This is a genomic window from Streptomyces javensis (assembly GCF_039525925.1).
In the GTDB taxonomy this organism is placed as follows: Bacteria; Actinomycetota; Actinomycetes; order Streptomycetales; family Streptomycetaceae; genus Streptomyces; species Streptomyces asiaticus.
Window position 1 is genome coordinate 73,453 of sequence record NZ_BAAAIF010000024.1, and the last position, 24,131, is coordinate 97,583.

Here is a 24,131-nt window from a genome sequence, read left to right on the forward strand (position 1 = left end):
TGCAGAATCGAATTCCGTAATGGGTGCGCACAAGCTAATCGAGCCGGTCACGGCCGTCAATGGTTGGTTTCGAATTCCGGCATCCGATGCTGCTATGCAAAATCATCGAGGTCGGCTACCGTCCCGGCATGACTTCTCGGCCGGACACCGCTCACGGCGGCCAGGACGACCGGCCCGCCGGGTCCGTACCTGGGCGCAACACCTCGTCGTCGCTGCGCCGCGCCCTGTCCATCGTGATGTTCCTGGCCGAGGACGGCGGGCATCCGCGGGGGCCGACCCTCACCGACCTGGCGAAGGGCCTGGGACTGAGCAAGAGCACCGTGCTGCGGCTGCTGGCACCGCTGCGGGAACTGCGCCTGGTGGATCAGGACGCCGAGAACGGGCGCTATCGACTGGGCCCTCAGAATGCCTTCCTCGGCCAAGTCTATTTGGAGCGGCTGGACTTCCGTGAAGCCGCTGCCCCGCATCTGCACGAACTCGTCGAAAGCATAGGGGAGACGGTCCACTTGGTGGTCTTCGATCCACCGGAGATCGTTTATATCGACAAGGTCGAAAGCCCCCAGCCGGTGCGCATGCATTCACGCATCGGCAGCCGCCAGCCCGCGTATTGCACCGCCGTCGGCAAGGCGTTCCTCGCCCACTCCTCCGACGCCCTGGTGGACCAGGTGATAGCGCGGGGCATGCCACCCCGCACCCCGGCCACCATCACCACCGCCGAGCGACTGCACGCCGAACTGACGGCCGTCCGGGAGCGGGGGTACGCGATCGACGACGTGGAGAACGAGGAGGAGATCCGCTGCGTCGCCGCGCCGGTCTTCGACCACAGCGGGGCGGTCGCCACGGCGATCAGCGTCTCCGGGCCCGCCTCCCGCGTCACCCGGGGCCGCGTAACCGAGATCGGGGAGCTCCTCCTCGCCTCCACCAAGACCCTGTCCGGCCGTCTGGCCGGGACGTTGCCGCCCGCCCCCGCCTCATAGCTTGACGTCCATCGTCAACCGGCGTTCTCGGCCAGACCACCGACGGTGACCGCGCGGCGGCCCACTCGCGCCCGCCGCACCTCGCCGTCCCACCAGGTGACCGTCACCAGATGGGTCCCGTCGTCCGCCGGGCCCGCCGCCGCGCGCACCAGGCCGGCCAGCGGGGGCGCGTCGGGGTCGGCCGTGAGGCGGGCGAGGCAGAGGAAGAGGTCGCCGCCGGCGCGGCCCGTCGTCTCACCGGCCAGCGCGGGTGAGACGGCGCGCCGGGCGAAGGCCGTGGGGGCGGCGGGCAGGGCACCGTCCTTCATCAGGCCGTGGAGCGGCAGCAGTTCGGACCACGGCCCCTCCTCCGCCGGGGGATCGGGCACCGCCCAGCCCGTCTGGCGGACGGCCCGGCCCGGCGCGGCGCCGGCCACCAGGTGGATCCGGACCTCCACGGCGCCACGCACCAGCACCAGCGAGGTGACGCACACCTTCTCACCCTCCTCCCCCGCGAGTCGCGCCCGATGGCGCGAGGCGGCCCAGCCCTCGCCCGCGCCCAGCGGCTCCAGCGCGGTGCGCAGGGAGATCCGGCCGCTCCCCTGGACCAGGCCGAAGTGGTTGTCTGGGGCGACGCCGTACGGGAAGGGGCCGGTGGCCGTGGAGTAGGCGAGGCGGGCGTAGTGGGGGTCGTCCTGGTCGGGGTCGCCGGGCGGTGGCAGGTGTTCGCTGCCGTGGTTGTGCAGCCGCACCAGACCGTCGCCCGCGGTCGACTGGAGCAGCCAGTTGGGGCCGGGGACGGCGCGTGTCGCGTCCGCGCGCTCGGCGGGCCCCGGCTCCTCGCGCGCCGTCCACACCTCGTGGTCGGCCGGGAGCAGCAGCCCCAGGAAGCCCTTGGCGGCCCAGTACGGGGAGGCGGGGCCGGAGTACGGCTGGAGGACGCCGTCGTACGGGCCGTACCAGCCGAGCGGGAGCAGCCCGCGGTCCGTCGTCGCGCCCCGGTCGAGGAAGTGGCGCAGGGCGCCGGAGGCGAGGCGGCGGGTGGTCCCGGGGTCGAGCGGGGTGTGGCCGGTGAGGGCGCCCAGCCACAGGGGCGCGGCGGCGGCGAAGCGGTACGTCAGGGAGCGGCCCTGGTGCAGCGGGGCGCCGTCGGCGCCGAAGAGGTGGGCGTAGTCGGCGAGATGGGTGGCCAGCCGGTGCCCGTAGCGGGTGAGCCGCTCGGCGTCCTGGGACAGCCATGCCTCGAGCGCCGGATAGAGGTGCAGGGCCCAGCCGTTGTAGTAGTCGAAGGCGCGGCCCGCGCCGTCGCTGTACCAGCCGTCGCCGGTGTACCAGGGCTCGATGCGGTCCAGCCCGCGGGCCACGGCGGCGCGGGCGGCCTCCGGCTCGATGCCCGCCTCGGCGAGGAAGCCGCCGACGGCGACGGGGAACAGCTCCCAGTTGCTGGACACAGGTTCGGCGGTGAGCGCGTCCAGCAGCCAGGCTCCTATGCGCTCCCGGACGCCGTCGTCGAGCCGGTCCCACAGCCAGGGGCGGGTGAGCCGCAGCCCGAGGGCGATGGAGGCGGACTCGACCAGCGGCTGGCCGCGGTCGGTGATCCGGGGCCAGTCCTCGGGCCCGTCGCCGCCGGGGCGCGCGGTGCCGGGGCGCGCGGTGCCGGGGCGCGCGGTGCCGAGGTGTGCGGTGCCGGTCGCGAGCCCGTCCGCGTACCGCTCCAGCAGCCCGCCGGGGTCGGCGCCGCGTGCGCCCGCGACGCGGAAGGCGGCCAGCAGAAACGTCCGGGCGAAGCCCTCCAGGCCGTCGGAGCGCGGGCCGGACCAGCTCGGGCGGTCGCCCGGGAGCGGGTAGAGGGCGCCGCCGGGGGTCGCGTACGGGGCGACGGCGGCGAGCAGTCCGTCGGCGACGGCCTCCCAGTGGGCACGGGTCCAGCCGGTGCGGGGGCTGAGGTCGCGGTCCTCCGGGGGCAGCGCGAGATGCGGCGCGCGGTGGGGTGCGGGGCCCGGTGCGCGGTCGCTCATCGGAGCACCCCGGCGGGGACGAGGTGCTGGGCGCGCAGCTCGCCGATGGGCCCGATGGGCTCGGTGGGCCCGGTGGGCTCGCCCTCCGGCTCCCGTACGTTCACGGTGAAGGAGCGGATGAGCCGCTGGCCGGCGGCGGCCGGGCCTTCGGCGGGCCCGGGGGTTCCGGCCCAGGCCGGGGCGCACGGCAGGGCGGCGAGGCAGGCGGTGGCGGCCAGCAGTGCGGTACCGGCGCGTCTCATGGAGGCTCCTCGGCTCGGCTCAGTTCGGCGACGGAGGTTCGCCGATGGCGGGGGAAGCTACGGTCGGCCGCCTGACCATACGCCGTGTCGGCAAGCGCTTGCCAGAGGGCACGAACGTCGGCGGGGGGCCGCCCAAGAGGCAGCCCCCGCAAGTGTTTTCCGCCGGACGCGGACGGTCGTACGGGACTTACCCGTGCCGCGCCTTCAGGGCGTCGAGCGCCCGGTCGGCGTGCACGCCCATCCGGAACTCGCTCTTGACGATCTCCAGCACCTTGCGATCGGTGTCGATCACGAAGGTGACCCGCTTGGTCGGCACCGCCGCGATCCCGCGCTTCACCCCGAACCGCTCCCGCACGGTCCCCTCCGGATCCGACAGCAGCGGATAGCCGAAGGAGTACGCATGGGCGAACTCCGCCTGCTTCTCGACCGAATCGGCGCTGACCCCGACCGGCTGGGCACCGAGCTCCTTGAACTCCGCCGCGATGTCCCGGAAGTGACACGCCTGTTTGGTACAGCCGGGGGCGAAGGCCGCCGGATAGAAGAACAGCACCACCGGGCCGTCCGCCAGCAGCCCGCTGAGCGAACGGACCGTGCCGCTCTCATCCGGCAGCTCGAAGTCCTCGACCACATCACCGATGTCCATGAGGGCACGCTACCGGCCGCGCCCCCGGCGGGGCGTCAGTAGCGCAAACGGGCGGTGTGGCCGTCGATGCGCAGGATGCATTCGGTGAACAGCGCCATCGACGGGCTGTCGTCCGTGGGGACCAGCCGCAGTCCTAGGTCCATGATGGACCGGATGACCTGGGCGGTACGGCTTCCGTCGGGATCCTGTCCGCGCAGCGCGGACCACGCCTCGAACTGCGCCCGGACCGTCTCCCAGGCCGGGCCCGGCGTGAAGTGACACAGAAAAACCGGCTGGTCGACCCCGTACTGGCGTAACTCGCCGACTGCGGCCTCACCTTGCATAAGCCACCATGTGGCACTCATCTCGTCCCCAACTCCGTACACGGGAGTGGATACCCATCATACGGGTGCGGACGCCCCAACGAGGACCGACTCCACATCAGGGGCCCATCCCAGCAGCCGCTCGTCCGCTCCCGGCCGGGCCACGCACTGCACGCCCAGCGGCAGCGAGTTGGCCGCCCGGCCCGCGGGCAGCGCCAGAGCGGGGGCTCCCGCGTAGCTCCAGGGGAGGCTCATCACGGAGTTGCCGGTGCTCTTCAGGCCGTACGGCGCGGGACCGGTGGCCGCCGGGGTGATCCACAGATCGATGCCGTCCCGGTCCATGGCCGCCACCAGCCGCTCGCGGAAGTCGGCACGGGCGCGCAGGGCCGCGGCGTACGCGTCGTGGCTCATCCGCTGCCCCTCCCGGATCGCCGCGACCGTCTGCTCGCGGTACCGCTCGCCATGGCGCGGGAACCATACGGCGTGAGACCTCGCCAGCTCATAACGGTTGATCACCCGCTGCTCCGCCACCACCCGTTCGAAGTCGTCCGGGAAGGGCACCCGGCGGACCGTGAACCCGGCGGCCGCCAAGTGCCCCGCCCGCTCCTCGAAGGAGCTCCTGGCCTCGGCGTCGGCGCGGTCGAGGTACGGCCCGAGCGGCACGGCGAGCACCGGCCGCCGTCCCGCCGTCTCCCCGCCCTCGCCGGACGCCCGCCATCCGTGGCACAGCACGGCCGCGGCCGGGGCGAGGGTCACCACATCGGGAGCGAAGAGGCCCACGGTGTCGAAGGTCGGGGCGTTGGGGATCACACCGTCGGAGGGGATGCGCCCGTGGGTCGGCTTGAAGCCGACGACCCCGCAGTAGGCCGCCGGGCGGATCATCGAACCGATCGTCTGGGTCCCGACGGCCAACGGCACCATCCCCGCCGCCACGGCCGCCGCCGAACCACTGCTGGAGCCGCCCGGGGTGTGGCCCAGATGGCGCGGATTGCGGGTGGGCCCGGGAGCGGTCACGGCGAACTCGGCGGTGACGGTCTTGCCCGCCACCAACGCCCCCGCCTCCCGCAGCCGTCCGACGACCGACGCCTCAGCCCCGGCCAGCACCTCGGCGGGAACGTCCGACCCGGCACGTGTGGGCATCCCGTCGACATGCACGACGTCCTTCACGCCCACCATGACCCCGAACAGCGGCGGCCGCCCGTCCACCTCCCCCCACCGCTCATCCGCCGCCCGCGCCGCACCCGCCAACCGCTCCCGCCGCCCGGGCTCGGGCACGAAGGCCTGGATCTCCCCGTCCGCGGCCTCGATCCGGTCGCAGGTCCGCACGGCCGCGCCGGCGCAAGTGGTCTCCATGAACCGAGGCTACGCGGGGCACCGCGCTCGGGTACGGCCCGGCGAACCGATCCGGTCGGCGAACCCCCGGTCCGAGCCGGCCCGTAGTGCGTAGGCACCAGGACACCCGAGTGGCTGGTCCGGGCGCACCAGGGGAAGACGGCGGCGGGAGACGATGCCCGGCGGGGCGCCGGAGGGAAGTGTTGGAGCCGCGCGAATCTCGCGCGTTCCCCTTGCCTAGCGGTGTCTGGAGTGATCAGAAGGTGGCGACTTTTCTTTACCGGATCGGACGGTGGGCCTTCCGGCGGCGCCGACTCGTGGGTGGTCTGTGGCTGGGCGTCCTGGTGCTGGCCATCGCCGCGGCCGCCATGGCGCCGGAGGGGAAGGAGGAGGACCTCTCCATGCCCGGCACCGAGTCGCAGAAGGCGTTCGACCTGCTGGACGAGCGCTTCCCCCAGAGCAACTCCCAGGGGGCCGAGGCCCGTTTGGTGTTCCAGGCCCCGGACGGGCAGCGGGTGACGGCCGGGGAGCACAGGGCGGCCGTCGAGGACACGCTCCGCTCGCTGGACGGGGGCGATCAGGTCGAGTCGATCGCGGACCCCTATGAGGACGACGCCGTCAGCGAGGACGGCACCATCGCCTACTCCACGATCACCTACACGGCGGGTGCCGTCGATCTGACCCAGTCGACGAAGAACGCCCTCGAGGACGCCGCGAGCCGGGCCCGGAACGCCGGGCTGACCGTGGAGATCGGCGGCTCGGCCCTGGACGCGGAAGAGGAGCCGGGCGGTACGACGGAGATCATCGGCGTGGCGGTGGCCGCGGTGGTGCTGGTCCTCGCCCTCGGGTCGCTGGTCGCGGCCGGACTGTCGCTGCTGACCGCCTTCGTGGGCGTGGCCATCGCCTTCGGCCTGGTCTCCGCGCTGGCCGTGCCGCTGGGTCTGACGTCCACCGTCGCCATCCTGGCGCTGATGCTGGGGCTGGCCGTCGGCATCGACTACGCGCTCTTCATCACCTCCCGCTTCCGCGACGAGCGCGCCCGGGGCAGCGAGCCGGAGGAGGCCGCCGGCCGGGCGGTGGGCACGGCCGGATCCGCCGTCGTCTTCGCCGGTGCGACCGTCTTCATCGCCCTGGTCGGGCTGGGGGTCGTCGGAATCCCCGAACTCACCAAGATGGGCATGGGCGGCGCGGGCGCCGTGGCCCTCGCCGTACTCGTCGCGCTGACCCTGGTCCCCGCGCTGTTCGGCTTCTTCGGCCGCCGGGTACTGTCCCGCGCCGCGCGCAAGGCCGTGGGAGCGCCCCGAAGGGGCGCGGGGAACTGCGCGACCAGCCACGCCGAACCCGCAGGCGACCGACACCCCATCGCGGCAAAGCCAGCGAAGCGCATAGGTACCCGGTGGGCGCGGTTCGTGCTGCGCCGGCCGGTGGCCGTGCTGCTGACCGCCGGGCTCGGTCTCGGCGCCGTCGCCCTACCGGCGCTCAGCCTCGAACTCGGGCTGCCCGGAGACGAGTCCAAGTCGGTGGAGACCACCCAGCGCCGCGCCTATGACCTGCTGTCGGATGGCTTCGGCCCCGGCTTCAACGGCCCGTTGACCGTGGTCGTGGACACCTCGGAGTCCGGGAACACCCGGGCCACCACGAACCTGGTCGTCAAGACCGTACGGGGAGTGGACGGGGTCGCGTCGGTCGGTGACCCGGTGCTCAGCCGGACCAAGGACACGGCCGTCCTCACCGCGGTCCCGCGGACCGCGCCGAACAGCGGCGAGACCAAGGACCTGGTGCACGCGATCCGGGGCGCGGTCTCCGGCGTCGAGGCCGACACGGGCGCCGCCATCCTGGTGACCGGCACCACCGCGATGAACATCGACATCTCCGAAGCCATGTCCGACGCCCTCATCCCCTATCTGACCGTGGTCATCGGCCTGGCGGTGCTCCTGCTGTTGGTGGTCTTCCGCTCGGTCCTGGTCCCGGTCAAGGCCGCGCTCGGCTTCCTGCTGTCGGTGGGTGCCGCCTTCGGCGTCCTCGTCGCCGTCTTCCAGTGGGGCTGGGGGGCGGACCTAGTCGGCATCGAGCAGACCGGACCGGTCATGTCGCTGATGCCGATCCTCATCATCGGAATCGTGTTCGGCCTCGCCATGGATTACGAGGTCTTCCTCTTCACCCGGGTGCGGGAGGCCCATGTCCACGGCGCGTCGCCCGGCGAGGCGGTCGTCAACGGCTTCCGGCACAGCGGACGTGTGGTGGCCGCGGCGGCGATCATCATGATCAGCGTGTTCGCCGGATTCATCGGGATGAGCAGCCCGACCATCCAGACGATGGGCGTCGGCCTGGCCGCCGCCGTCGCCTTCGACGCCTTCGTGGTCCGGATGGCGATCGCACCCGCGGTCCTGGCGCTGCTCGGCCACCGGGCCTGGTGGCTGCCCAGTATCCTGAACCGTGTGCTGCCGAACGTCGACATCGAGGGTGAGGCACTGAGCGGGCGTGTCCCGGCCTCCGTGACCGCGCCGGACGCTGCGGTGCCACGGCTCCCCGTCGACCGGTACTGAGGCGGCCATGACGCATAGGGCCGGCGGTGGTCCGCGATCACGCGGCACGTGGTGGCGGGAGGGTGCGCTCACGGCGACGGCGTTCGCGCTCTGTCTGGTCGGCGGCGTGGTGGGGGACGACGGCAGCACGCTGCAACCGCCGCCTGCCGCCGCCTACTTCATCGCGGTGGTGTCCTGTGCCGTGCTGCCGGTGCGGCACCGGGCGCCCCTGATCGCCATGGCGGTCACCACCGCGAGCGGCGTGCTGGTGCCGCCCTTGGGCCTCCTGCTCAGCCCGCTCATCGTTGCCCCCGCCGGGATCACCGCCTACTCCTACTCGCTCACCGCGCGCACCGAACGGCACGCGGTGGGCGCGGTGTCGCTCATCTCCGCGGCGCTGCTGGTCGCCTCCACCCCCTTGTTCGGGGCCCTCTCGGGGAAGGACGCGAGCAGGGTGGGCGCGGTGGCGGCGTTCCCGCTGGCGGCCGGGGTGCTCGGGCACTCGGTGCGGAACCGACGGGCCTACCTGGCGGCCGTGGAGGAGCGGGCCCGGCAGGCCGAGAAGAGCCGGGACATCGAGGCGCGCCGGAGAGTGGGCGAGGAACGGGTGCGCATCGCCCGGGAACTGCACGACCTCGTGGCCAGTCAGATCACCCTGGCCAACGCGCAGGCCACGGTCGCCGCCCACCTCTTCGACGCCCGCCCGGAGCAGACCCGCAAGAGCCTCAAGGAACTCGTCGAGACCACCAGCGACGCGCTCGACGAGCTGCGGGCCACGGTCGGTCTGCTGCGTCAGTCCGGGGACGCGGACGCGCCCGCCGAACCGGCGCCCGGGCTGTCCCAGCTTCCCACGCTCCTCGAGTCGTTCCGCCGCGCCGGTCTGGAGGTGTCGGTGCGACAGGAGGGCACGGCCAGGCCGCTGCCGCCGGGAGTGGACCTCACCGCCTACCGCATCATCCAGGAGGCCCTGACCAACGTGACCAAGCACGCCGGTACCGGCAGCGCCCTGGTGCACCTCGCCTGGAACCGCGATCGCTTGACCATCACCGTCGCCGACGACGGAAGGGGCGCCCGTACGGCGCCGACCGCCACGGGACCGAACGCGTCCACCGTGCCGGACCGTCCATCCGGTTACGGTCTGATCGGAATGCGTGAACGTGCCACCGCGGTCGGGGGACACCTCTCCGCGGGCAGACGCCCGGAGGGCGGCTTCCTCGTCTCCACCGAGCTGCCCCTCCCGCCCGCCAAGGACAGAGAGGCCGGGGATGCGCCATGACGCTCCGGGTGCTGCTCGCCGACGATCAGGCCCTGCTGCGCGGGGCCTTCCGGCTGCTTCTCGACTCCGCCGACGACATCACCGTGGTCGGTGAGGCCGCCGACGGCAGGGAGGCGGTGAGACTCAGCCGGGAGCTGCGCCCGGACGTGGTGATCATGGACATCCGGATGCCCGAGGTGGACGGTCTCACCGCCACGTCGGAGATCTGCGCGGACCCGGAACTGCGTGCCAGCCGCATCCTGATCCTCACCACGTACGAGACCGACGAGTACGTGGCGCAGGCGCTGCGCGCGGGGGCCGGCGGCTTCATCGGCAAGGGCATCGGGGCGGAGGACCTGCTGGACGCCGTGCGTACGATCGCCGACGGCGACACCCTTCTGTCCCCGGCCGCGACCCGCTCCCTGGTCGCCCGCTTCCTGGCCACACCGGACGACCCGCCGCACCACCCCGAACGGCTCGCCGTGCTCACCCCGCGTGAACGCGAGATGGTGGCCCTGGTCGCGACCGGCCTGTCCAACCAGGAGATCGCCGAGCAGATGTTCCTCAGCCCCTTCACCGTCCGCGCCCATGTGCAGCGCGCCATGACGAAGCTGGAGGCCCGCGACCGGGCGCAACTCGTCGTCATCGCCTACCAGACGGGTCTGGCCCAGGCCGCCCCGGGCGGCGGCACCGCCTCCAGTTAGCGCGGTGCCGACGCCCTCTCCGAATGGACCCGTCAGGTCACGGCATCGGGGCGAACTCGGGCAGCGTAAGGGCTGAGTGGGCCGGTCGTGGTGTCCCGGAGGGCATGGTGACGAGGCCACGCAGCATGGTGTTGCGTTGCTCCAGGGCCCGCGCCGTGGTGGGGAAGAGCCTGGCCCCACCGTTGTCGACCAGTGCCTGATTCATGGCGACGAACTCACGGACGTCGCGTTCGTAGGCGGCGAAGGCAGCGGTGTGGTCCCGGTTCGTGGCCAGGGCGTTGGCGAGCATGTACGCGCCGACCAGCGCGAGGCTCGAGCCCTGTCCGGTGAGGAACGAGGGTGCGTACGCGGCGTCGCCGGCGAGCGCCACGCGGCCGCTGGACCAGTGGGGCATGCGGATCTGACCGGCCGTGTCGAAGAACAGGTCATTCGCGTCGCGCATGGCGTTGACCATGCCGGGGACCTCCCACCCCGCGCCCGCGAAGACCGTGGCGACCAGGTCCCGCTGGGCGTCGGGGTTCCGGAGGGCAGCGCCCGGCGGTTCCGGTTGGTGAAAGGTCAGGAAGGCGTGCAGCTCGTCGTTGTCCCCGACGGCGTAGAGGGCCGCGGCCTTCCCCGGGGTGTTCCACATCATCACCTCACGGGAGAGCCCGAAGGTGTTCGGCATGGTGAATATGGCGAAGCAGTAGCCGAGGTAGCGGTGGAACCGTTCTTCGGGGCCGAACACGGACTCCCGGGTGTGTGAGTGCATACCGTCGGCGCCGACCACCAGGTCGAACGTGCGCCGTCGCCCGCTGTGGAACGTGATGTCGACCCCGTGTCCTGACTGGTCGAGGGTGTCGATGGAGTCGCCGAACAGGAACTCCACGTCGTCGCGGACTTTTCCGTACAGGGCCGTGGCCAGGTCGCCACGCCGCACCTCGAGGTCCTGTCCCTCGACACCGCCGGCCACGGTCGACGGGCTGAGCGAGGCCACTTCACTGCCATCGGCGTCGAGGAAGGTGCAGCGGCGCGAGTCGACGTGCGCGTCCCGCAGCCGCGGCAGTATCCCCATCCGCCGGACCACCTCCGTCGCGGTACCGCGGATGTCGATCGGGTAGCCACCGCCGCGCAGCGCGGCTGCCTTCTCCACCACTGTGACCGCGAATCCGGACCGGTGCAGCCAGTACGCCAGCGCGGGTCCGGCGATGCTGGCGCCGGAGATCAGGACTTTGCCGGTAGGTGTCATGCCTGGGCTTCTTTCTTCGTGATACGGACAACGAGCACGGACAGCGCGGCAACGAGACCGGCGACGGCGAAACCGGTGACGAAGGCCGATTCGGCGGGCAGGCCCGTCGTCGGGGCGGCCCCGGCGTCGAGGATCGCGGCGGCGATCTGGACGCCCAGGGCGATGCCGACCACGCGTGTCACCACGAGCACGCTGGTGGCGATGCCGGTGTCCTTGGTCTCGACGGCGCCGACGGCGCTGGTGAGCAGCGCCGTGGTACCGGCGCCCGCGGCCATCGCGGCCAGCGCCTTCGCGAGGACGAGCTGCCATTCCGCCGTGTGCAGCGACACCAGGGCGAGCATCGTGGCCGCCGTGACGACGGCACCCACGATCACCACGGCCCGGAGCCCGAAACGCCGCGCCGTGATCCCGCCGACCGAATCGCTCACCGCCCCTGCGATGGCGCCGGGGAGCAGGAACAGTCCGATGTCGGTGGTGTCGGCTCCGAAGCCGTACCCGTCGCCCGCCACCCCGAACAGCTGTGGGAGCAGAAAGCTCACCATTCCGAAACTGGTGGTGATGACGATGGTGAGCATGCACGCGTGCCACATCGCGGGCTTCGCCAGCATGCGCAGATCGACCATCGGCGAGGCGGCCCGGCGCTCGACGACGACCCATCCGGTCGCGAGGGCCGCCACGACCACCGCGAGAGCCCCGATCGCGAGCGGCGGCAGACCGTCCTCGCCCGTCACCCTCACGAGCCCGAGCATGAACGCGAGCAGTGTGCCGCTCAGCAGAACCACGCCCGGCCAGTCGAACCTGTACTCCGATTCGATCGGCGGATCATGCGGCATCAACCGGGCCACGGCCAACGTCATCGCGATGATCGCGATCGTCGGCAGCGCGAACATCCAATGCCAGGAGAGCCCTTCCGCGATCGGCCCGGCGGTCAGCGTTCCCACCATGCCGCCGCCCGTGAACAGCGCCATGACCACACCCATCCCCAGCTGTGACTCTCCTGCCGGGAGGTGTTTGCGCACCAGGATGAAGGAAAGGGGCAGCGCGCCCACCATGGCGCCCTGCAACACCTGACCGAGCAACAACACCGGCAGATTCGGTGCCAGAGCGGCCAACAGACCACCGGCCGAGACCACGGCCATCAGCCGGACCAGCACCCGCTTCCCGCCGTAGCGGTCGCCGAGTTTGCCTGCGACGGGTGCGACGGCGGCGCCGGTGATGAGCACCGCGTTGGAGACCAGCGCCCCTTCGCCGGAGCTGACGCCCAGCTCACGTTGGAGCAGCGGGAGCGCGGGATCCACCACTGTCTGTAGGGTGCCGAGGGCCAGTGCCAGGATGCCGAGGGCACCGATCGACAGCCTCCCGATGCGGACCGGGGGCCGGGGCGGGGACGGGGAAACCACAGCTTGGGACATGGCGTCCTTTTCCTCGTTGGTTGCGAGCGAGATCGTTGGTGGCGAGCGAGTGCGTGAACTTGCTCGATGTGTGCGCGATGCGCGGGATTCACGCGCCTCCAACACTCCCGTCCGGCGCCCCGCCGGGCATCGTCTCCCGCCGCCGTCTTCCCCTGGTGCACCCGGACCAGCCACCCACGTGTCCTGGTGCCTGCGCACTACAGGACGGACGGAGGGTGTGTTGCCACGAGCGGGAGGGCGACTGGACGATGGGCCGGTGAGTGATGCCTGGGCGGGAGTCGACACGGTCGCGCTGGAGCGGGCCGTGCGGGAGCGGGCGGGACGGCCCGTGGCCGGGGTCGAGGACATGGAGAGCTACCTCGCGGCGCAGGTGGCGGATGCCTCGCACCGCGAGGTGATCGGGCCGCTGCTGGACGGGGGCGGGCCCGGTGGCGTCGTCGTGCGGCGCGGCGAGGTGCTCGCCCACTGGGGCGATCCGGGCCGGGTGGAGATGGCCTTCAGCGCGACCAAGAGCGTGCTGGCCCTCGTCGCGGGCATCGCCTTCGACGACGGACTGCTACGGCTGGACGAACCCGTCTGCGGCTCCGTGGAGTTGCCCCAGTTCGCGGATGCGCACGGGCGCCGGATCAGCTGGCGGCAGCTGCTGGACCAGACGAGCCAGTGGGAGGGCGAGCTGTGGGGGAAGCCGACGGGGGTGGACGCCCAGAGCGTCCGCGAGGGGACGGAGTCGGCGGGTGGGCCGCCCGGTGAAGGGTGGGCCTACAACGATGTGCGGGTGAATCTGACGGCGCTCGCGCTCACCGTCCTGGTGCGGCGGCCGCTGCCGGAGGTGCTGCGCACCCGGGTGATGGAGCCCATCGGGGCCTCCGGCTCATGGTCGTGGCACGGCTACGACAACTCGTTCGTGGACGTCGACGGGGTCCGCGTTCCCGTGGTGTCCGGCGGCGCCCACTGGGGCGGCGGACTGTGGATCAGCGCGCTCGACCTGGCCCGTATCGGCGAACTCTGCCTGAGCGGTGGGGAGTGGGCCGGGCGCCGGATCGTGTCACGGCGCTGGATCGAGGCGTTGTGGACACCGTGTGCGGTCAAACCGGAGTACGGGCTGTCGTGGTGGCTCAACGACGGCCGAGTGGTGTGGCCACAGGCCCCGTCGACCGGGCGCTGTGCCCGGGGCAACGGCGGCAATCACCTCCTGTGGGTGGACCCGGCCCGTGACCTCACCCTCGTCTCACGCTGGGGTGCCGATGTGGAAGCCCTCGTCGCGGCGGTCTCGGAGGCGGTCCGCCCCTGCTGATGACACCAGCGAGCACACCGCTGAAGCGGGCTTCCACATCGGCCGCGGGCGTCAGCTGCCGCCCGTCACCTTGACGTAGTCGACGACCAGCTGCTGCGGGAAGGAGGTGTTGCCGTCCGGGTCGCCCGGCCAGTAACCGCCGACGGCCAGGTTGAGGATGATGTAGAAGGGGTGGTCGAAGACCCAGCGGTTGCCGTTCAGGTCGGAGGGCGTGCGGGTCTGGTAGACGTTGCCGTCGACGGACCAGGTGATCTTGTTCGGCGACCAGTCGATGGCGAAGGTGTGGAAGCCGTCGGAGAACTTGCCGCCATTGGGCAGGGTGTAGCCGGCGCCGATGCCGCCCGAGCCGGAGTAGCCGGGGCCGTGGATGGTGCCGTGGACGGTGCTGGGCTCGAAGCCCACGTTCTCCATGATGTCTATCTCGCCGCAGTTGGGCCAGCCCGCGCTGCCGATGTCGTTGCCGAGCATCCAGAAGGCGGGCCACATGCCCTGGCCCTGCGGCAGCTTCATCCGGGCCTCGACGTGGCCGGAGGCCGTGGTGAACTTCTGGGAGGTGTTGAGGCGGGCGGAGGTGTACTCACACCGGCCGTACCAACAGTTGTAGTTGGCCGGGTTCTCCTTGCGGGCGGTGATGACGAGGTTGCCGTTGCCGTCCAGCGCCGCGTTCTTGTTGCCGTCGGTGTAGTACTGCCGCTCGTGGTTGTTGACGTTGTCGCCGGTCTCCAGGCCCCACTTGGAGCCGTCGACCGCGCTGCCCGCGGCGCCGTCGAAGTTGTCGGTGAACTCGGCCGCGGCGGCCTTGGCCCGGGGGGTGTCCGTGGAGGCCGTGGCCGGTGCGGTGAGCCAGGGAGTGGCGGCGAGCGCGGTCGCGGAGAGCAGGCCGATCACGGTATTGCGCAACGTACTTCTCATGGAACGGTGGTGCCTTCCTGTGTGGGGGATGGGACCGGTGGGTGCCGGTCCGGTGGGGGAAGGTGTGTGTCCGGCGGTTGGGGGCCGGGGTCCGCGGGCTTAAGGCACGGGCATACGGGCGGTGGGGGCCGCGCGCGTCAGCGCTCCTCGCGGAGTGGTGGTGGCCGGGCCACAGACGGGGGGAGGGCGCGTCAGCGCTCCTTGAGGGTTGGTGGCCGGGCGGCGGGCGGGACGGTGGGCGCCCTCGGTCAGGAAGTGGCGGACGGGCAGGGCGGCGGCGCCGAGTGCCACGGCGTGGGGACCGAGCCCGCACAGCCCGATGTCGGTCTGCGCATAGGGTCTGCGCAGCGCTTGCGCGGCCACCGTCTCGCGGATCCGCGGCAGCATACGGGCGCCGAACATCAGCCCGGCCCAGCCACCGAGGATGATCCGCTGGGGGTTGAAGAGGTTGACGAGATTGGCGATTCCGGCGCCCAAGTACACCGCCGCCTCCTCCAGGACGCGCTGTGCGGCGGACGAGGTGTCGGCGGCCGAGAGCAGCGCGGCGAACGCGGACTCCTGGTCGGCGCCGGGGGTGACACGGCCGCGCCGGGCCTGGCGGTAGCGCTCCAGGACCGCCTCGGCCCCGACGTACGCCTCCAGGCAGCCGCGGGCGCCGCACCGGCAGCGGCGGCCCCCGGCCTGGACGGTGGTGTGGCCCCACTCGCCCGCGCTGTCGGTGGCACCCCGGTAGGGGGAGCCGTGGGTGATGACGCTCGCGGAGACGCCGGAGCCGATGAGCGCGACGACGCCGTGCTGGACGCCGCGGCCCGCGCCGAACCACATCTCGGCCCGGCCCAGGGCCGCCGCGCCGTTGTCGATGTGCAGGGGCAGCGCGGTGCCGGTGCGCAGCATCCGCTCCAGGGGGACGCCGTCCCAGCCGGTGGCCGAAACGCCGATGCCGACGCCGAGGATGTGCCCGTGGGGAATTCCGGCTTCCTCGATGACGGCGTCCAGGAAGGTCAGGATGTGGCGGACGGCGGTCGCGGCGCCGTGCTCGGGGGAGGGACCGGAGGGTAACGGGTGGACGGCCCCGGCCCGTTGGGTGAGTGCGAGGTCGAACAGCCCGACGCGGACCCGGGTATCGGCGACCTCGGCGCCGATGACGTACCGGTGCTCGGCGGCCGGCCGCAGCCGGTGCGATTCCGCCTCTTCCGTGACGACGCCTTCGGCGATCAGTTCGCCGATGACCGTCTTCACGGTGGTGGCGCCGAGCCCCGTACGGCTCACGAGCTCCTGGCGGCTGAGCGGCGCGTGCAGATACAGCGTCCACAGCAGCGAGGAGCGGCTGCCGCGCCGCGGATCGCGCACGGTGGTGCGCAGCGAGGGCTGGGCTGTCCGCGCCTTGGCCGTCATCGGTCACCTCCGGGGAGACACAATGTCCAGCCCTGTTCGATGCATGTCAATAGGTCTGGACCTTCTTGCATCAAAGAATTTGAGGCGAGGTCCACCCCAACTCCCCCTGAACCGACAGAAGTCGAACCCTCAGCGCGCTCCACCGGTGGCGAGGAAGTGCGCCAGCGGAAGCGTGGCCGCGCCCAGCGCCACGGCGTCGGGCCCCAGTTCGGCCAGCCCGATCTCGGTCCGGGCGTACGGCCTGCGCAGCGCGTAGGAGGCGGTGGCGGCCCGGATCCTGGGGAGGACGCGGCCGCCGAGGAGCAGTCCGGCCCAGCCGCCGAGGATGATCCGCTCGGGGTTGAAGAGGTTGATCAGATCGGCGATGCCCGCGCCGAGGTAGGCGGCGGTCTCCTCCAGCACCTCGCGCGCCCGCGCCTCGCTCCCGGCGGCCCCCACGATCGCGGCGAACGCGGCCTGCTGGTCCTCACCGGCACCGTCCGCGCCGTCCTCGGCGGCACCACCCGCGTCGCCCTCACCGCCACCGCCCACACCATCCGCGTCGCCCTCACCGGCTCCGCGCCCGCCCTGCCCGTAGCGGTCGAGCACCGCCTGCGCCCCGACGTACGCCTCCAGACAGCCGACCGCACCGCATCGGCAGGCGCGCCCGCCGACCTGGACGACCGTGTGCCCCCACTCCCCCGCGCTGCTGGTCGCGCCCCGGTACGGCACCCCGGCGGTCACGATGGCCGCGCCGACGCCTGAGCCGATCAGCGCGATCACCGCGTTGTCCGCGCCGCGCCCCGCGCCGAACCACATCTCGGCCTGTCCCTGCGCGGTGGCGCCGTTGTCGATGAACAGCGGCAGATCGGTGCCGGTGCGCAGCAGCCGCTCGAGCGGCACCGCGTCCCGCCCGGCGGACGGGCCGTGGACGAGGATCTCGTCCCCCTGTTCGACGACGCCGGGGACGCCGACCCCGACGCCGATGACCGCCTCCGGAGAGGCGCCGCTCTTGTCGACGACCGCGTTCAGGCCGGTCAGGATGTGGCCGACGACCGGCTCCGGGTCCCGCTCCAGCCCTCCGGGCGTCAGCGGGTGCTCCCACCGGGCCAGTTCGGTCAGCGCGAGGTCGAACAGCTCCACGCGGACATGGGTTTCGCCGACGTCGACGCCGATGAGATGGCCGCCGCCCGGCGCGACCCGCAGCAGCGTGCGGGGGCGGCCGCCGTCGGACTCGACGGACCCGGCCTCCTCCACGAGTTCGTCGGCGAGCAGTTCGCCGACGACATTGCTGACCGAACCGGAGCTGAGCCCGGTGAGCGTCCCCAGTTCCTGACGGCTCACCGGGCCCCGGAAGTACAGCTGGCGCAGCAGCGTCGAGCGGTTGCCGCGCCGCAGGTCGCGGACGGTCCGTCGGTTCATCTGACCCATCGGGCTCCTTCCCCCTGCCCGAACCTACCGGACGCGGCCGCTCTTGACGCCGACTGGTTTCATCGCTTAACTCACGGTCTGAATGAAGTCTCGCGCTTCACTTTTTGAACGGTCAAGGGTGGGTTGACGGCCAACGGCGGCCGAGTGGCGCCGTCTTATGCCGCCGCACGGTTCATCACCGCTCCGGACCGGGGGCCTGGAACAGCGCCAGCAGATCCTCCCGCCCGAACATCCGCGCCGTCTCGACGGCCGAGGGCGATCCGGCGCGCGGGTCGGCACCCTTGGCCAGCAGCACCCTCAGCACCTCCGCATCACCCTTGAACGCGGCGCCCGCGATGGGGGTCTGACCCCGCTCGTTCACCCGATTGGGGTCGGCGCCGCGCTCCAGCAGGGCCGAAACCGTCGCGGGATGGCCGTAGTAGGCCGCGAGCATGAGCAGGGAATCGCCCTTGTCGTTGGTGAGGTTGGCCGGGACGCCCGCGTCCACATAGGCGGCGAGCGTATCGGTGTCACCCTGCCGGGCCAGGTCGAAGACCTTGGCCGCCAGCTGGAGCACCTCCGGGTCGTGGGCGGGCTCGCTCTCGGGGTTCGATTCGGTCATGGCCTGTCGCCTCCGGCTTCGCTACCTGGGTATGTGATCATCCACCCTAAGGACGGCGGACGACCCACCCGGGCAGGCGGGCACCCCGCCCGGCAGCGGGCACCCCGCCCGGCAGGCGGTCGGCCCGTAGCGCCACGCCTCCATGGTGATGATTACACCGATAATCCACCCAATTGCACCTTTCGCCCGATGGATACATGCTGTGATCCTGGAACCACTCATGGTGACTGACCGTCCCCCATCAGCCAGGAGACCGTGATGATCCTTTCCATTTCCGGCGTCGTACTGCTCGGCATCATCGTCTTCATCTTCTTCCGCAAGGACGGCCTGAAGGGGTCGCACGCGGTCATCTGTGCGCTCTTCGGCTTCTATCTCGCGTCCACCGCGATCGCCCCGAGCATCAAGGCGGGCGGCGCGAGCCTCGCCAGCCTCTTGGGTGGGATCAAGATCTGACGTGGGACGGAGACCGCTCCCCCGCCTCCGCCTCGGCAGCGCCGGGGGCACCCCGCTCGTCCCGCCCGGCCGCGGCCGGGCCTTCGCCCGCAGCACGGCCGACGGCGTCGCCGATGTGCTCCAGCCGCTGGTCGCGCTCTCGCGCGGATTGCGCGTGCTCGCCGCCGTCGGGCGGCGCAAGTGGACGGAGCTGCCGGGCGACCGCCGCGGACCGGTGTTCACCCTCGCGGTCGCCTGCGGCTTCGTCCTCTACCTGCTGCCGTACGGGCCCCTGGCGGCGGCGATCAGCCTGATCGGCGCGGCGGGCTGGGCCGGGCGGGGGCGTGCCGGAGCCGCCTCCGAGACGCCCGCCGACGGGACCGAGCGGCTGCGCACGCTCTACGAGGCGCTGGTGCCGTACTTCTCCGCCTCCGAGGACCCCAGCCCGCTCTACAGCCACGGCGGCGACTGGTCCGAGGCGTTCGACTCCTTCGCCTTCGACGAGAACGGACGGCTCACCCGGCTGCGCCTCCACTACCCGGCGTACTTCACCGACGGCGAGCCCGCGGCCCGCACCCGGATCGAGCAACTGCTGTACGCGAAGTCGGGGCGCGGCCGTGAATACCTGTTCGAGTGGGACGAGGAGGCGAACAACCTCACCCTGACCGTGCTGCCCGCCCTGTCCACCGCGATCCACGCCCAGCGCTTCGTCACCGCGCCCGGTGAGACCGTGCTGGGCTTCACCGACCCCTCGTCGGTGCAGCGGACGCTGCCGGTGCTGGCGGGGCCGGAGACGTGCGGGGAGGACGAGGAGGACGAGGAGAGCGCGGAGGGCACGAGGGAGGTCGGCCTCACGAAGGCGGCAGGGGACGGGCCGGAGACCCAGGACGTACCGCCGGTGGTCTGGCGCACCGGCCCCCGTTCGACCGAACCGCATCTGCTCGCGCTCGGCCAGCCCGGAAGCGGCACCACGACCCTGCTGCGCTCCATCGCGCTCCAGGCGCTGTCCCAGGGCGAGGTGCTGGTGGTGGACGGCGGCGGCACCGGCGAGTACGCGTGTCTGAGCGGACGCACGGGGGTGCTGGCCGTGGAGTGCGGACCGGCCGGGATGCTGGCCACGCTGGAGTGGGCGGGCCATGAGACCGAGCGCCGGCTGATCGCCGCCAACCGCGCCCGCCAGCTGCGGCACCCGCCGCCGGAGGACATCCGGCGCCCGCTGTGGATCCTGCTGGACCGGCCGTCGGTGATGAGCCATCTCGCGGCGGCGGACGGCCGCACCGATCCGCAGGAGCTGCTGTCCGTGCCGCTGCGGCACGGACGGGCGGCGAACGTACGGGTGGTGGTGGCCGATCAGCTGGACGCCGCGGAGGCGCTGAGCGAGGCCGTACGGAGCCACACCCGGGCCCGGGTGGTACTGGGTCCGGTCTCGTCCGAGCAGGTCACGGCCGTCCTCGGGGCGCCGCCGCACACCACCCCGACGCCCGAGGTGCCCCCAGGCCGTGGCTATGCCCGCCTCGGCGCGGGCCCGGTGCACCGCATCCAGGTGCCGGCCACGCCCGATCCGTACGACGAGGCGGCCGGCGAGGCCGAGCGGCAGGCGGTGCTCCGGCTGCTCCCGGCCCCGGACCCGGCGGCGCCCCAGGCCCCGGCACCCGTCGGGGGTTAGCCACCGGGGCCGGTCGCCGCCACATCGCCTTACGGCGGGTCAGGCCACATACGTGCGCGGCACCTCCGCCTCGACCGTGGCACCCGTGGCCACCAGGTCGGCGGCCGAGGCCAGCCGGGTGGCGGCCTTCTCCGCGACCGCTCCCCCGACCGTGAACGGCAGCCGTACGTACCCCTCGAACGCGCCGTCCACCCCGAAGCGCGGCCCCGACGGCACCCGGACCCCCAGCCGGGCGCCCGCCTCGGCGATGCGGGACCCGGAGAGGCCGCCGGTGCGGGCCCAGAGGGTGAGCCCGCCGTGCGGAACGGTGAACTCCCAGTCGGGCAGATGGCGCCGCAGTGCCTCGACGAGCGCGTCCCGGTTGCCGCGCGCGAGCTCCCGGCGGATCCCGATGGCCTCCTCCCAGCCGCCGGTGTTCAGCAGCCAGGCGACGGCGAGCTGTTCGATGACGGGGGTGCCCAGGTCGGCGTAGGCGCGGGCGGCGACCAGGCTGCGGATGACATCGGGCGCGGCGCGCACCCAGCCGATCCGCAGCCCCGCCCAGAAGGTCTTGCTCGCCGAGCCGACGGTGATCACGGTGCTGCCCGCCGGGTCGAAGGCGCAGACCGGCCGGACCAGCTCCACCTCGTCGTCCAGCCGCAGCTCGGCCATGGTCTCGTCGGCGATCAGGACCGTTCCGGCGGAGCGGGCGGCGTCGACGAGCTGGCGGCGCTGGTCCTCGGTGGCGAGGGCGCCGGTGGGGTTGTGGAAGTCGGCGATGACGTAGGCCAGCCGGGGCGCGGCGGCGCTGAGCACCTGGCGCCAGGACGGGATGTCCCAGCCCGCCAGCCGGTCGGCCATGGCGACGGGGACGAGCCGGGCGCCCGCCTCGCGCATCAGCTGGAGGATGTTGGCGTAGCTGGGCGATTCGACGGCGACCCGCTCCCCGGGCCGGACCATCAGCCGGCAGGCGGCGGCGACGGCCCCCATGGCGCCGGTGGTGACCATGATCTGCTCGGGCATGGTCGGTATGCCACGGGCGGTGTAGCGGTCGGCGAGCGCCTGGCGCAGGGCGGGCAGCCCGGCGGGGTAGTCGCCGTGGGTGTGGGCGTAGGGCGGCAGTTCGTCCAGCGCGCCGCGCATCGCGCGGGTGAGCCAGGGCTCGGGGGCGGGCAGCGCGGCACAGCCGAGGTCGATCACGGAGGCCGCGGCCTCGGGCGGGAGCGGATCGAGCCCCCGGGTGGGCAGCGGACTTCCGGCGGGCATGGCGGTCCAGCTCCCGGCGCCGCGCCGGGACTCCAGGAACCCCTCGCCGCGCAGCGCCTCGTAGGCGGCGGCGACGGTGGTGCGGCTGACCGCGAGCGCCGCGGCGAGTTCGCGCTCGGCGGGGAGGCGGGCCGCGACCGGAACCCTGCCCTCCAGGATGAGCAGCCGTACGCCGTCGGCGAGCGAGCGGTAGGCGGGGACGCGGCGGCCCCCGGTCAGTGAGGCCGCGGCCCCGGCGGCCACGCCGTCGCGGGTGTGCTGTGACCCGAGCAGCCGGGCCAGTTGGGGTGCCCCGACAGCGGACGTCCATGGACTCATCGGATGCGGTCCACCTTTCGGAGATTGGCCGTGGAACTGGACTGGTTCCGGGCCACAGAGTGACATGCCGCAGGCCACTCACACCAGGAGCACGCGTTGTCCGACCTTCCACGCCGCCGCCTTCCACGCCGTCTCGCCCAGCTCTACGTGGGGCTGGTGCTCTACGGGGTGTCCATGGGACTCCAGTTGCGCGCCATGCTCGGTCTCGACCCGTGGGACGCCTTCCACCAGGGCGTCTCCGAGCACATCTCGCTGTCGATCGGCACGGTGACGGTCGTCGTCGGCGTCGCCGCGCTGCTGCTGTGGATCCCGCTGCGCCAGCGACCGGGGCTGGGCACGGTGTCGAACGTGCTGGTGATCGGGCCTGTGATGGACGGCACACTGTGGCTGGTACCGGAGCCGGAGGCGCTGGCGGTACGGATTCCGCTGCTGCTCTTCGCGATCGTGCTGTGCGGAGCGGCCACCGGGCTCTACATCTCGGCGCGGTTCGGGGCGGGTCCGCGGGACGGGCTGATGACGGGGCTGCACCGGCGCACCGGGTGGTCGATCCGGCTGGTGCGGACCGGGATCGAGCTGGCGGTGCTGGCCACGGGCTTCGCGCTGGGCGGCTCGGTGGGGGTGGGAACGGTGCTGTTCGCGCTGACCATCGGGCCGCTTTCGCAGTTCTTCCTGCGCGTCTTCGCGATTCCCGCACCCGGCGGGACGGGCCCTGGGATCGTGGCGCGCGGCGGCGCCGAGACCCCGGTCCGGGACCTGATTTAGGGCTGGGGCCGTCGGGGCGGTAGTGTACGCCCTTGGCCTACCAGGCGGACCGTTACTGCGCGCTAAAGTACCAGAAACGCTGGGTGACATCTGCTGCCAGATGTGACAAACCGGGCGCCTGTGGGTAGAACAACGGGGCGGCACGACGGGCGACGCATGTCCCTATACGGGAATCTTCACCGCCGACCGGACGTTGACCGGATGACGACGACAGCGACACCTGTCCTGTGGGCGACAAGCCCGGGAGGCACGATTCATGAGTGAGCGAGCTCTTCGCGGCACGCGACTCGTGGTGACCAGCTACGAGACCGACCGCGGCATCGATCTGGCCCCGCGCCAGGCGGTGGAGTACGCATGCCAGAACGGCCATCGATTCGAGATGCCGTTCTCGGTAGAGGCGGAGATCCCGCCGGAGTGGGAGTGCAAGGCGTGCGGCGCCATGGCACTCCTTGTCGACGGCGACGGTCCAGAGGAGAAGAAGGGCAAGCCCGCGCGCACGCACTGGGACATGCTCATGGAGCGGCGCACCCGCGAGGAGCTGGAGGAGGTGCTGGCCGAGCGGCTGGCGGTTCTGCGCTCCGGTGCCATGAACATCGCCGTGCATCCGCGGGACACCCGTAAGTCTGCCTGAACCGAGCGGCAGCACTGCGGTAACAACTGAAGTACAAGGGCCGGGGCCACTGCTCAGCAGTGGCCCCGGCCCTTGTGCGCCCTTGCGCCCCTTCGCGTCGGCCGAGCCGTGGCTCAGCCCCGGTCGCGCGGCCGCAGCCCGGGTCCCGGCTCTCCGTCGCCGTCCCGGTCCCGGTCGTCCCCGTCCCGTATCACCTCGCCCTGGATGACCGTGCCCTGCTCCGGGCGCTCCCGCCCGTCCCGGCGCTCCCACTGCTCACGGGCCTGCTGGAAGGGGTCGGACGGGGATCCGGGGACGAAGCCCATCCGGCGCGACAGCGCGCTCTCCGCGCGGCGCCGCAGCAGCGCCCGGGTCGGCGGGAACAGGCACACCAGCGCGGCCACGTCCGAGATCAGCCCCGGCACCATGAGCAGCAGCCCGCCGAGCATCGTGAAGGAGCTTCCCGGCCGCGCGGCGGGCTCCTCGGCGCCCGGCCGCATCGACCCGGCCAGGCTCTGCCACGCCCGGCGACCGCCGCGCTTGACCACGGCCCCGCCCACCACCACGCCCGCGACCAGCAGCAGGAAGACGGTCAGCCCTCCGGCTGCGTCCGCCACCAGGGTCAGCAGCCAGATCTCCAGCACCAGCCAGGCGGCGATCCCCAGCGGTACGAAGGTGCGGGCGCGTGAGCGCTTCGGGCGGGTCGGGTCGCTCTGCTGCGATGCGCCGGTCATCATGCCTCCAAGTGTGCCCGGGCCCGTGACCGATACGGAGCGCGGGTCGCACGGCCAAGGGGATCGAGGGGATCTCATGGATTCCAACGCACGAGGGGTCCCAGAGGGTCCTGGAGCGGCGGAGGAGACCGGGCG

Annotated in this window: 22 protein-coding genes; 9 read left to right on the plus strand and 13 right to left on the minus strand. The window is 72.4% G+C overall.

What is annotated here, in order from left to right; genetic code table 11:
- Positions 1-128 precede the first annotated feature (128 nt).
- Positions 129-977 carry an IclR family transcriptional regulator gene (locus ABD329_RS22265; protein ID WP_246618475.1) on the plus strand — a complete coding sequence of 283 codons (849 nt, stop codon included), beginning with the start codon at positions 129-131 and terminating at the stop codon, positions 975-977.
- A gap of 14 nt (positions 978-991) precedes the next feature.
- Here the strand turns inward: ABD329_RS22265 and ABD329_RS22270 are convergent, their stop codons facing one another.
- The 5 genes from ABD329_RS22270 to ABD329_RS22290 all read right to left on the minus strand — a co-directional run bounded on the left by ABD329_RS22270 (position 992) and on the right by ABD329_RS22290 (position 5,514).
- Entirely contained in the window at positions 992-2,974 is a 1,983-nt protein-coding gene (locus tag ABD329_RS22270) for a DUF2264 domain-containing protein (protein ID WP_198277371.1), read from the minus strand.
- A complete protein-coding gene (locus ABD329_RS22275) occupies positions 2,971-3,216 on the minus strand; it encodes a hypothetical protein (protein ID WP_198277383.1) in 246 nt (81 codons plus the stop codon). Before ABD329_RS22275 ends, ABD329_RS22270 begins: the two co-directional genes overlap by 4 nt.
- 187 nt (positions 3,217-3,403) lie before the next feature.
- Entirely contained in the window at positions 3,404-3,859 is a 456-nt protein-coding gene (locus ABD329_RS22280) for a peroxiredoxin (RefSeq protein ID WP_198277370.1), read from the minus strand.
- A gap of 35 nt (positions 3,860-3,894) precedes the next feature.
- Complete coding sequence (locus ABD329_RS22285; protein WP_044581063.1) at positions 3,895-4,203, minus strand: hypothetical protein; 309 nt, start codon at positions 4,201-4,203, stop codon at positions 3,895-3,897.
- Positions 4,204-4,239: 36 nt separating this feature from the next.
- Positions 4,240-5,514, minus strand: a complete 1,275-nt coding sequence (locus ABD329_RS22290) for an amidase (RefSeq protein ID WP_344316794.1) — start codon at positions 5,512-5,514, stop codon at positions 4,240-4,242.
- Positions 5,515-5,756: 242 nt separating this feature from the next.
- Between ABD329_RS22290 and ABD329_RS22295 the strand changes: the two genes are divergently transcribed.
- The 3 genes from ABD329_RS22295 to ABD329_RS22305 are packed head-to-tail and all read left to right on the plus strand — an operon-like array spanning position 5,757 to position 9,977.
- Positions 5,757-8,039: an MMPL family transporter gene (locus ABD329_RS22295; protein WP_198279966.1), complete on the plus strand. Its 2,283-nt coding sequence runs from the start codon at positions 5,757-5,759 to the stop codon at positions 8,037-8,039.
- A gap of 7 nt (positions 8,040-8,046) precedes the next feature.
- Positions 8,047-9,294: a sensor histidine kinase gene (locus ABD329_RS22300; RefSeq protein ID WP_198279965.1), complete on the plus strand. Its 1,248-nt coding sequence runs from the start codon at positions 8,047-8,049 to the stop codon at positions 9,292-9,294.
- On the plus strand, positions 9,291-9,977 hold the full coding sequence (locus ABD329_RS22305; RefSeq protein ID WP_198279964.1) for a response regulator transcription factor: 687 nt from the start codon (positions 9,291-9,293) through the stop codon (positions 9,975-9,977). Before ABD329_RS22300 ends, ABD329_RS22305 begins: the two co-directional genes overlap by 4 nt.
- A gap of 37 nt (positions 9,978-10,014) precedes the next feature.
- Here the strand turns inward: ABD329_RS22305 and ABD329_RS22310 are convergent, their stop codons facing one another.
- On the minus strand, positions 10,015-11,205 hold the full coding sequence (locus tag ABD329_RS22310) for an FAD-dependent monooxygenase (RefSeq protein WP_198279963.1): 1,191 nt from the start codon (positions 11,203-11,205) through the stop codon (positions 10,015-10,017).
- A complete protein-coding gene (locus tag ABD329_RS22315) occupies positions 11,202-12,617 on the minus strand; it encodes an MFS transporter (RefSeq protein WP_344316796.1) in 1,416 nt (471 codons plus the stop codon). Before ABD329_RS22315 ends, ABD329_RS22310 begins: the two co-directional genes overlap by 4 nt.
- 256 nt (positions 12,618-12,873) lie before the next feature.
- Between ABD329_RS22315 and ABD329_RS22320 the strand changes: the two genes are divergently transcribed.
- Positions 12,874-13,911, plus strand: a complete 1,038-nt coding sequence (locus tag ABD329_RS22320; RefSeq protein ID WP_344316797.1) for a serine hydrolase domain-containing protein — start codon at positions 12,874-12,876, stop codon at positions 13,909-13,911.
- Between the two features lie 51 nt (positions 13,912-13,962).
- On the opposite strand, the gene ABD329_RS22325 is transcribed toward ABD329_RS22320, so the two are convergent.
- The 4 genes from ABD329_RS22325 to ABD329_RS22340 all read right to left on the minus strand — a co-directional run bounded on the left by ABD329_RS22325 (position 13,963) and on the right by ABD329_RS22340 (position 18,229).
- Positions 13,963-14,823 carry a glycoside hydrolase family 16 protein gene (locus ABD329_RS22325; RefSeq protein ID WP_198279967.1) on the minus strand — a complete coding sequence of 287 codons (861 nt, stop codon included), beginning with the start codon at positions 14,821-14,823 and terminating at the stop codon, positions 13,963-13,965.
- Between the two features lie 99 nt (positions 14,824-14,922).
- Positions 14,923-16,218 carry an ROK family protein gene (locus tag ABD329_RS22330; protein WP_344316798.1) on the minus strand — a complete coding sequence of 432 codons (1,296 nt, stop codon included), beginning with the start codon at positions 16,216-16,218 and terminating at the stop codon, positions 14,923-14,925.
- A gap of 129 nt (positions 16,219-16,347) precedes the next feature.
- Positions 16,348-17,628, minus strand: coding sequence for an ROK family transcriptional regulator (locus tag ABD329_RS22335; protein ID WP_198281745.1), 1,281 nt, complete (start codon positions 17,626-17,628; stop codon positions 16,348-16,350).
- 175 nt (positions 17,629-17,803) lie between these two features.
- Entirely contained in the window at positions 17,804-18,229 is a 426-nt protein-coding gene (locus ABD329_RS22340) for an ankyrin repeat domain-containing protein (protein ID WP_198281746.1), read from the minus strand.
- 258 nt (positions 18,230-18,487) lie between these two features.
- Between ABD329_RS22340 and ABD329_RS22345 the strand changes: the two genes are divergently transcribed.
- A complete protein-coding gene (locus ABD329_RS22345) occupies positions 18,488-18,682 on the plus strand; it encodes a hypothetical protein (protein WP_020866907.1) in 195 nt (64 codons plus the stop codon).
- Position 18,683: 1 nt separating this feature from the next.
- Complete coding sequence (locus ABD329_RS22350; protein WP_344316801.1) at positions 18,684-20,327, plus strand: hypothetical protein; 1,644 nt, start codon at positions 18,684-18,686, stop codon at positions 20,325-20,327.
- 39 nt (positions 20,328-20,366) lie between these two features.
- On the opposite strand, the gene ABD329_RS22355 is transcribed toward ABD329_RS22350, so the two are convergent.
- Entirely contained in the window at positions 20,367-21,890 is a 1,524-nt protein-coding gene (locus tag ABD329_RS22355; protein WP_198280549.1) for an SCO1417 family PLP biosynthesis transcription factor, read from the minus strand.
- Between the two features lie 96 nt (positions 21,891-21,986).
- Here ABD329_RS22355 and yczE point away from each other — a divergent pair, with 96 nt between their 5' ends.
- The gene (gene yczE / locus ABD329_RS22360) at positions 21,987-22,652 is read left to right on the plus strand and encodes a membrane protein YczE (protein WP_198280548.1); all 666 of its coding nucleotides are present in this window, start codon (positions 21,987-21,989) and stop codon (positions 22,650-22,652) included.
- Between the two features lie 256 nt (positions 22,653-22,908).
- Positions 22,909-23,283, plus strand: a complete 375-nt coding sequence (locus tag ABD329_RS22365) for an RNA polymerase-binding protein RbpA (protein ID WP_014056358.1) — start codon at positions 22,909-22,911, stop codon at positions 23,281-23,283.
- A gap of 113 nt (positions 23,284-23,396) precedes the next feature.
- Here ABD329_RS22365 and fxsA read toward each other — a convergent pair whose 3' ends face one another.
- Complete coding sequence (gene fxsA, locus ABD329_RS22370) at positions 23,397-23,999, minus strand: FxsA family membrane protein (RefSeq protein WP_425574366.1); 603 nt, start codon at positions 23,997-23,999, stop codon at positions 23,397-23,399.
- Positions 24,000-24,131: the final 132 nt, after the last annotated feature.

What these genes read in the sequence shown, in the direction of transcription:
- ABD329_RS22265 (WP_246618475.1), top strand. Translation starts at nt 129, where the DNA reads ATGACTTCTCGGCCGGACACCGCTCACGGCGGCCAGGACGACCGGCCC.
- ABD329_RS22270 (WP_198277371.1), bottom strand. Translation starts at nt 2,974, where the DNA reads ATGAGCGACCGCGCACCGGGCCCCGCACCCCACCGCGCGCCGCATCTC.
- ABD329_RS22275 (WP_198277383.1), bottom strand. Translation starts at nt 3,216, where the DNA reads ATGAGACGCGCCGGTACCGCACTGCTGGCCGCCACCGCCTGCCTCGCC.
- ABD329_RS22280 (WP_198277370.1), bottom strand. Translation starts at nt 3,859, where the DNA reads ATGGACATCGGTGATGTGGTCGAGGACTTCGAGCTGCCGGATGAGAGC.
- ABD329_RS22285 (WP_044581063.1), bottom strand. Translation starts at nt 4,203, where the DNA reads ATGAGTGCCACATGGTGGCTTATGCAAGGTGAGGCCGCAGTCGGCGAG.
- ABD329_RS22290 (WP_344316794.1), bottom strand. Translation starts at nt 5,514, where the DNA reads ATGGAGACCACTTGCGCCGGCGCGGCCGTGCGGACCTGCGACCGGATC.
- ABD329_RS22300 (WP_198279965.1), top strand. Translation starts at nt 8,047, where the DNA reads ATGACGCATAGGGCCGGCGGTGGTCCGCGATCACGCGGCACGTGGTGG.
- ABD329_RS22305 (WP_198279964.1), top strand. Translation starts at nt 9,291, where the DNA reads ATGACGCTCCGGGTGCTGCTCGCCGACGATCAGGCCCTGCTGCGCGGG.
- ABD329_RS22310 (WP_198279963.1), bottom strand. Translation starts at nt 11,205, where the DNA reads ATGACACCTACCGGCAAAGTCCTGATCTCCGGCGCCAGCATCGCCGGA.
- ABD329_RS22315 (WP_344316796.1), bottom strand. Translation starts at nt 12,617, where the DNA reads ATGTCCCAAGCTGTGGTTTCCCCGTCCCCGCCCCGGCCCCCGGTCCGC.
- ABD329_RS22325 (WP_198279967.1), bottom strand. Translation starts at nt 14,823, where the DNA reads ATGAGAAGTACGTTGCGCAATACCGTGATCGGCCTGCTCTCCGCGACC.
- ABD329_RS22330 (WP_344316798.1), bottom strand. Translation starts at nt 16,218, where the DNA reads ATGACGGCCAAGGCGCGGACAGCCCAGCCCTCGCTGCGCACCACCGTG.
- ABD329_RS22335 (WP_198281745.1), bottom strand. Translation starts at nt 17,628, where the DNA reads ATGGGTCAGATGAACCGACGGACCGTCCGCGACCTGCGGCGCGGCAAC.
- ABD329_RS22340 (WP_198281746.1), bottom strand. Translation starts at nt 18,229, where the DNA reads ATGACCGAATCGAACCCCGAGAGCGAGCCCGCCCACGACCCGGAGGTG.
- ABD329_RS22345 (WP_020866907.1), top strand. Translation starts at nt 18,488, where the DNA reads ATGATCCTTTCCATTTCCGGCGTCGTACTGCTCGGCATCATCGTCTTC.
- ABD329_RS22355 (WP_198280549.1), bottom strand. Translation starts at nt 21,890, where the DNA reads ATGAGTCCATGGACGTCCGCTGTCGGGGCACCCCAACTGGCCCGGCTG.
- ABD329_RS22365 (WP_014056358.1), top strand. Translation starts at nt 22,909, where the DNA reads ATGAGTGAGCGAGCTCTTCGCGGCACGCGACTCGTGGTGACCAGCTAC.
- fxsA (WP_425574366.1), bottom strand. Translation starts at nt 23,999, where the DNA reads ATGATGACCGGCGCATCGCAGCAGAGCGACCCGACCCGCCCGAAGCGC.